The organism is Nocardia sp. NPDC004582, assembly GCF_053602115.1.
The window spans coordinates 1-7,100 of the sequence record NZ_JBSGCY010000222.1; the positions used below are offsets into that span (position 1 = coordinate 1).

Annotated in this window: 2 protein-coding genes; both read left to right on the forward strand. The window is 71.4% G+C overall.

Annotated elements, in window-relative coordinates; translation table 11 throughout:
- Positions 1–5,532, forward strand: a 5,532-nt coding sequence (locus tag ACWELJ_RS32600; RefSeq protein WP_452369921.1) for an amino acid adenylation domain-containing protein, incomplete at its 5' end; no start/stop codon positions are given.
- A gap of 181 nt (positions 5,533–5,713) precedes the next feature.
- The coding region (locus ACWELJ_RS32605; protein ID WP_452369922.1) for an AMP-binding protein at positions 5,714–7,100 on the forward strand (1,387 nt) is incomplete at its 3' end.

Sequence of the window (7,100 nt, forward strand, 5' to 3'; positions counted from 1 at the left end):
GTCGATCGTGAAGGTGAGGCGCCTTCGCGCTTTCGGGTGTGTCTGCCGCATCCGCCCGAATTAGGCGTCGCCACCGGCCCGGCGCTCGGCTCGCTGCCCCGCCCGGATCGGGTGCCGCTGTCGTTCGCGCAGCAGCGCATGTGGTTCCTCAACCGGTTCGACCCCGCCAGCGCGGTCGACAATATGCCGCTCGCGGTGCGGCTCACCGGATCTCTCGACGTGGACGCCATGCGCGCCGCCGTCGCGGATCTGGTCGGCCGCCACGAGGTGCTGCGGACCGTGTACCCCGAGGTGGACGGCGAGGGCTTCCAGCTGGTGCTGCCCGCCGACGACCCGCGGGCCCTGCCCGACCTGCCGGTGCTCGAGGTCGAGGCCGCCGATCTCGCCACCCGGGTGGCCGAGGTGATCGGCGCCGGATTCGATGTGACCGCCGCGCCGCCGCTGCGTCTGTGCCTGCTGCGGCTCGCGCCCGACGAGCACGTGCTGGTGGCGGCGATCTATCACATCGCCGGTGACGGCGTCTCGATCGGCGTGCTGGCCCGAGACCTGGTGTCGGCCTACGCCGAGCGGATGCGCGGGGCCGCACCGCACTGGGCCCCGCTGCCGGTGCAGTACGCCGACTACGCGGTGTGGCAACGGGAATCGCTGGGCAGCGAGGACGATCCGGACTCGCCGCTGGCCCGCCAGATCGCCTACTGGCGCGACAATCTCGCCGACCTCCCGGACGAGCTGGTGCTGCCCTGGGACCGGCCGCGGCCCGCCGTCGCCTCCTACCGCGGCGGCACCTGCGCCTTCCGCCTCGACGACGAGATCTACACGGCCACACGCCGATTCGCCGAGCTCAACAACACCACCCTGTTCATGGTGGCGCACACCGCGCTCGCGGTGCTGCTGGCCCGTTTGTCCGGAACCCGGGACATCGCCATCGGCACCCCGGTGGCCGGCCGCGGCGAGGCCGAACTCGACGACCTGATCGGCATGTTCGTCAATACCCTGGTGTTGCGCACCGATGTCGACCCCGCCGCCTCCTTCGCCGATCTGCTGGCGGCGGTGCGTGAGAACGATGTGCGCGCCTTCGGCCACGCCGACGTGCCCTTCGAACGCCTGGTGGAACTGCTGGACCCGGCCCGCTCCCAGGCCCGCAACCCGCTCTTCCAGGTCATGCTGACCTTCCAGAACATGGCGCCGACCCGCTTGGAGCTGCCCGGGCTCACGGTGGCCGGTGCGGACCTGGAGATCCCGTTCGCCAAGTTCGATCTGCAGCTCACCCTGCAGGAGTCGCACGACGAGCACCGCCGGCCGACCGGCATGGATGCCGAATTCTCTTACGCGCTGGACCTTTTCGACGCGGACACGGTCGCCGAGCTGGCCGCCCGGTTCCAGCGGGTGCTCGCCGCGGTGACCGCCGACCCGGAGGCGGCGGTCGGTGATCTCGCGCTGTTCTCCGCCGGGGAGCGGCAGCGGGTCCTCAACGACTGGAACGACACGGCGTTCGACGTGGCGGCGCGGCTGCCCGAAGGCTCCGCGGCCACCCTGGTCTCCCGCTTCGAGGCGCAGGCCGCGGCGACCCCCGACGCCGTCGCGCTGGTCTTCGGCGCGGAGACGCTGACCTATCGCGCCCTGTCCGAGCGCTCCAACCGCCTGGCCCGGCGGCTCATCGCCGAGGGCGTCGGACCGGAAACGCTGGTGGCGCTGGCGCTACGGCGTTCCACCGAACTGGTCGTGGCCATGTACGCGGTGCTGCAGGCCGGCGCCGCGTACGTGCCGCTGGATCCCGACCAGCCCGCCGACCGCATCGGCCACATCCTCGACACCGCCCGGCCGCGACTGCTGCTCACCGCCGGCGACGACTTCGAGACCGGCGCCCGCGCCGTCGCGACGCTCACCGTGGCGTCGGCCGAGGCGGCCGCGCTGGCCTACTCCGGCGCACCGGTCACCGATGCCGAGCGGGTGCGTCCGCTGCGGCCCGGCCACACCGCCTACGTGATCTTCACCTCCGGTTCGACCGGCCGCCCCAAGGGCGTCGCGGTCGAGCACCGGGCCATCGTGAACCGCCTGGTGTGGATGCAGCACGAGTACCCGTTGACCGCCGAAGACGCGGTGCTGCAGAAGACTCCGGCGACCTTCGACGTGTCGGTGTGGGAGTTCTTCTGGCCCTTGCAGACCGGCGCGCGGCTGGTGGTCGCCAAGCCGGACGGGCACCGCGACCCGGTGTACCTGGCGCGGGTGATCGCCGAACAGCGCATCACCACCGCGCATTTCGTGCCGTCCATGCTGTCGGCCTTCGTGGCGACGCTCGACAACGACAGCGAACTGGCCGGCGCGGGTCGCGGTCTGCGGCAGGTGTTCGCCTCCGGCGAGGCGCTGCCCGCGCCCACCGCGCGGCAGTTGCGCGAGCTGACCGGCGCGCGCCTGCACAACCTGTACGGGCCCACCGAAGCCGCGGTCGACGTCACCTATCACGAGGCCGTCGACGCCGACACCATGTCGATGCCCATCGGGCGTCCGGTCTTCAACACCCGTGTCTACGTGCTGGATTCGCGGCTCAACCCGGTCCCGGCGGGTGTCGCGGGCGAACTGTATCTGGCGGGCGTGCAGCTGGCCCGCGGCTATGTCGAGCGCCCCGACCTGACCGCGGACCGGTTCGTCGCCGATCCGTTCACGCGCGGCGAACGTCTCTACCGCACCGGCGATCTGGTGAAGTGGACCGCCGACGGCGAGCTGGAGTACCTGGGCCGCACCGACTTCCAGGTGAAGCTGCGTGGTCTGCGCATCGAGCTGGGCGAGATCGAGGCCGCGTTGCTGGCGCAGCCGGGTGTCACGCAGTCGGTGGTCGTGGTGCGCGCGGACGCGCACACCGGTGACCAGCTGGTCGGCTATGTGGCCGGCGCCGAGGCGACCCCCGAGGAACTGAAAGCCGCGCTGGCCCGGTCGCTTCCGGCCTACATGGTGCCCAGCGCCGTCGTGGTGCTCGGCGAGTTCCCGCTCAACGCCTCCGGCAAGCTGGACCGCAAGGCCCTGCCGGCCCCGGTGTTCGAGGCCAAGAGCTTCCGCGCGCCCGCGACCCCGATCGAGGAGATCATCGCCGGTGTGTTCGCCGAACTGCTCGGTGCGGACCGGGTCGGCGCGGACGACGACTTCTTCGAACTCGGCGGCAACTCGCTGATCGCCACCCGCGCGGTGGCGCGCATCAACGCCGCTCTCGACACCACCGTCGCGGTGCGCGAGATCTTCGAGACCGCTACGGTTTCCGGTCTCGCCGCCCGCGTCGTGCCGGGTTCGGCCACCGGTGCGCGGCCGCCGCTGACGGCGGGGCAGCGACCGGACCGGGTGCCGCTGTCGCTGGCCCAGCAGCGGATGTGGGTGCTCAATCAGCTCGATCCGGATTCCCCGGTCTACAACATCCCCATGGTGATCCGCCTCTCCGGTGCGCTCGACGTGCCCGCGCTGCGCCACGCGGTCGAGGACGTGCTGACCCGGCACGAGGTGCTGCGCACCCGGTACCCGGAGTCGGCTCCGGGCGCGCCCGCCTTCCAGGAGATCCTGTCGGTGGCCGATGTGCTGCCCAACGGGCTCGAGGTGGAGCGGGCGAGTGACATCGGCGGCCGCGTCGCCGCACTGGTCGGATCCGGATTCGATGTGGCACAGCAGGTTCCGGTACGGGTGCGGCTGATCACCGGTGACGATCCGGACGACTACCTGCTGGTGCTGGTGGCCCACCACATCTCCGCGGACGGCGCCTCCATGGCCCCGCTCGCCCGAGACCTGATGACCGCGTACCTGGCGCACACCGCGGGCGAGGTTCCGGCCTGGGCGCCGCTCGAGGTTCAGTACGCCGACTACGCGGTGTGGCAGCGTGCGGCCCTGGGCGTCGAAGAGGACGAGACCTCGCTCGCCGCGACCGAGGTGGCGTATTGGCGCCGTCAGCTCGCCGACCTGCCCGATCGCCAGCTGCTCCCGCTGGACCGGCCGCGGCCGGCCGCGTCGTCGGTCCGTGGCCGGCTGCTCGACTTCACGGTGTCGCCGGAGGTGCATGCCCGCCTGAATCGCATCGCGCGCCAGCACAATGCCTCGCTGTTCATGGTGGTGCACGCCGCGGTGGCGGTCTGGCTGTCGCGGCTGTCGGGCAGCAACGACATCGTCCTGGGCACGGCCGTCGCCGGTCGCGGCGAACGCGCCCTCGACGACCTGGTCGGCATGTTCGTCAACACCCTCACCCTGCGGACCGCGGTCGACGCGACCGCCTCGTTCGATGAGCTCGTGGAGCGGGCTCGCGAGACCGACCTGTCGGCCTTCGCGCACGCGGATGTGCCGTTCGAACGCGTCGCCGAGCTGGTGTCCGGGGGCCGGGCGGCCTCGAATCCGCTACTGCAGGTGGCACTGTCGCTGCAGAACACCGAGACCCCGGTGCTGGAACTGCCGGGATTGACGGTGGCGGCGGTCGACACCGGCCTCACCACCGCGAAATTCGATCTGCAGATCAGCGTGGAACCGCGCCCGGGCGTGGACGGCGCGACCGGTGAGCTGGCCGTGATCCTCAACTACGACACCGACCTGTTCGTGGAATCCACCATGGATTCCTTCGGCCGGGCGCTCGAGCGGGTGCTGATCGATGTGGCCTCGGATCCGCACCGGCCGGTCGGTGACCTCGTGCTGCTGGACACCACGGAATCCCTGACAGCGCAGTCGATGTCGCAGTCCGCGCCGGAACCGGCCGGGATCGCGGTACGCGGCGCGGCGCTGGCCCAGGTGCTGACCACCGCCGCCGAGGAGGATCCGGACGGCCCGGCCCTGGTCTGGGGTGAGGACGCGGTCACCTATCAGGAACTCGACGCCCGTTCCTCCCGCCTGGCCCGGCTGCTCATCGCCCGTGGCAGCGGCCCGGGCACGGGTGTGGTCCTGCGGATGAACCGGGGAGTGGACCAGGCGGTCGCGATCTGGGCGGCGCTCAAGGCGGGCACCATGCTGGTCCCGTTCTCCTCGGCCGAGATCCCGGGCCAGGACGTGAAGGTCGGTATCACCGTCGGGAACGCACCCGAGACCGTGCGCGGCATCGACTGGCTGGTGCTCGACGATTCCGAGACCGCGGCGCAGATCGCCGCCGAATCGGCGCGACCGGTCACCTATGCCAACCGGATCCGCGCCTTGCGCGGCGACGACATCGCCTGGACCGCCGGTGACCTGACGCTCACCTACGACGGCCTGGCCGCCGCCGCGGACCGAATCCGTGGTCTGGACTTGACCTTCGAGTCGCGGACCTTCCACCACGGGGCCGCGGACTCGGGCACCGCGGTGATCGAACTCGTCGCCGTGGGCGCGGTGGGCGCCTCGGCCGTGCTGGTCGACGGCGCCGCCGATCTCTCGGCGGCACTGGCCGACGAGTGGGTCACCCACGTGTTCGCCGCCGCCGATCGCCTCGGTGAGCTGAATCCCGCACCGCTCGAAGATCTCCGGGCACTGATCCTCGACGGTCCGGCAGCCGCCGCCGAGGCGTGGTCGGACATCGACACCGTGCTCATCGTGCCGGAGTAAGCGCTCGTCACGCCCGGCCCACCGGGGCCGGGCGTGAAGGCACCTCGAGTTCGGGGCGCCGGACCCGCCGCGCGCGGCTATGCTGTGCCGATTCGCCCGGTCCATGCTGTCCCGCAGGTCCGGGCAGTCGAAGGAATTTCGACGTGAACGGCCTGCCGGACCTGCGAGGTGAACGACTCAGATGGATGCGACTCACGGGTTGTTCGGCGCTGTCCGGCATCGCGATTCGGACGCGCCGTTCCTCGGTCGAATGCTCACCGCCGCGGCGGCGGCCGCGGGGGACGCGGTGGCCGTCCGCATCAGCCCCGGCGGGCGCCTCGCCGGCGGAATCGACATCACCTACCGCGAACTCGACGAGCGGTCCTCACGACTCGCCCGCGAGCTCATCGCGGTGAGCGTCGGTCCCGGTGACATCGTCGCGGTGGGCATACCGCACTCGGTGGAATCGGTGCTGGCCATGTGGGCGATCGCGAAAACCGGCGGCGCCTACCTGCCGTTCGATCCGACCTGGCCCGCTGATCGGATCGCGCGGCTGCTCACCGACTCCACCGCGAAATTCGGTGTCACCCAGGCGATCTACCGGGCGGCGCTGGGCACCGGCGCCTACTGGGTCGAACTCGACGATCCCGCCCGCGCCGACCGCATCGACGCCCGCTCCGCCCAGCCCGTCGCCGATGACGACCGCATCCGGCCGCTGAACGAACACTACCTGGCCTATCTCAGCTACACCCCCGGCGCCACCGGTGACCTCGAGCGCATGGCGGTCACCCACGCCGGGCTGGCCGAGCGCCGCGAAAGCCTCACCGTCACCGGGGATGTCGAGGAGCTGCTCCATACCTTCATCACCGGGGCGACCCTGCGGATATCGCCGCCGGCGCAGATGCGGCCACCGCTGGTCGCCGGGCCGCTGCCGGCCCGGGTGCCGTTGTCGCAAGTGCAGCACCGGATCTGGATGCGCAATCAGGCCGACCCGGAATCCCCGGCCGACAACCTTCCGATCGTGCTCCGGCTCACCGGCGATCTCGACGTGGTCGCGCTGCGGCACGCCTGCGAGGATGTGCTGACCCGCCACGAGGCGCTGTGCACCCGCTACCCGGCATCCGGTCCCGGCGGCGCGCCCTACCAGGAGGTGCTGCCGACTGCCGGGGCGCTGCCCGAACGGCTCGAGGTGGAGCGGGCCCACGATATCGGCGTCCGGGTGCGCGCTCTCGCTCATGCCGGATTCGATGTGGCACAGCGGGCTCCGATTCGCCTGTGCCTGCTCACCGGAGACGCGCCCCACGACTATCTGCTCACCCTGGTCACCCACCGCATCGCCGCCGACTCGACCTCGGTGGCGCTGCTGGCCGGTGATCTGATGGCCGCCTATCGGTCTCGCGTCGCCGGCGCCGCGCCCGGGTGGACGCCGCTACCCCTGCGGTACGCCGATTTCGCGGTATGGCAGCAGGCCATGATCGGCACCGATACCGACCGGAACTCCATCGCCGCAGCGCAATTGGCGTATTGGCGGGAGCGGCTGGCCGCGCCGCCCGCGCGCCCCGCCCGTCGACAACACAACACTACACGAC